Consider the following 1,397-nt stretch of genomic DNA (forward strand, 5'->3'; position numbering starts at 1 on the left):
ACGTCCCCTGTACCTCGCCTTCATCGACCTGACCAAGGCGTTTGACTTGGTCAGTCGGTCTGGCCTCTTCGCCCTCCTCCACAAGATTGGATGCCCCCCCAAGCTTCGGAAGATGGTCGAGTCATTCCACGACAACATGTCTGGCACTGTTCAGTATGACGGAGAGTCATCGGACCCCTTCCCAATCAAGAGCGGTGTGAAACAGGGGTGTGTCCTGGCCCCGACACTTTTCGGCATATTCTTCTCCCTGCTCCTGCGCTACGCATTCAGCGAGTCCGAAGATGGCATCTTCCTCCACACACGTAGTGATGGGAACCTGTTCAACCTTGCCCGCCTCAGAGCGAGGACCAAGGTGCGCAAGGTCCTCATCCGGGAGATGCTCTTTGCCGATGACGCCGCCCTCACTGCTCACACAGAAGCTGCCCTTCAGCGACTCATAACTCTCTTCGCGGAGGCATGCACAGAGTTTGGCCTCACCATCAGCCTCAAGAAGACCAACATCATGGGTCAGGATGTGAGCACCCCTCCCACAATTATCATCGGCGATCACACCCTGGAGGTGGTGGACAAGTTCAGCTACCTAGGCTCCACAATCTCCAGCAACCTATCGCTGGATGCCGAGCTTAACGTGAGAATAGGCAAAGCAGCGTCTGCCATGGCCCGCCTAGCGAAGCGTGTGTGGGACAACCCCATGCTGACCCTCAACACAAAGATGAAGGTGTATCAAGCGTGCGTGCTGAGCACCCTTCTGTACGGCAGTGAGGCTTGGACCCTGTACACGCACCAAGAGCGAAGACTGAATGCCTTCCACATGCGCAACCTCAGACGACTCCTCGGCATCACCTGGCAGGATCGCGTTTCCAACGCAGATGTTTTGGCCCAGGCAGGCCTGTCAAGCATGTTTGCCACCCTCTCCCAGAGGCGCCTGCGCTGGCTCGGACATGTATGCAGGATGGACGATGGCCGCATCCCAAAGGACATCCTCTATGGCGAGCTCGCCACCGGAACTCGGCCAACCGGTCGACCCGCCTTGCGCTACAAGGATGTCTGCAAGAGGGATCTGAAGTCATGCAACATCAACCCAGCAGATCTCGAAACAGCAACTTCCGACCGCTCTAGCTGGCGTGCAAATGTCAAAACCGGCGTCAAGCAGGCTGAGGAGAAGAGAGACATCCAGCGCAAGGAAAGGAAGAGCCGCAAACAGCAGAGACCCCGGCCTACCACTGCTCCCACCATCGTACCCACTACCGACCTCACTTGCAGCAAGTGCGGTAGGAGCTGCAGCTCCCGCATTGGTTTATTCAGCCACAGCCGGCGCTGCTGCCCCACAACTAAATAAATACTCAGGTGCAGACTCCATTGTCTCTAGAGACAGAAGGATGCCAACAACAACAATA

At 56.8% G+C, this 1,397-nt stretch carries 1 protein-coding gene; it reads left to right on the forward strand.

What is annotated here, in order from left to right:
• Positions 1 to 1,339, forward strand: a 1,339-nt coding sequence (locus tag D4A39_RS18925) for a reverse transcriptase domain-containing protein (RefSeq protein WP_147393938.1), incomplete at its 5' end; no start/stop codon positions are given.
• Between the last annotated feature and the right edge of the window lie 58 nt (positions 1,340 to 1,397).

The sequence above is a fragment of the Alcanivorax profundi genome, from assembly GCF_003597125.1.
GTDB lineage: Bacteria > Pseudomonadota > Gammaproteobacteria > Pseudomonadales > Alcanivoracaceae > Alcanivorax > Alcanivorax profundi.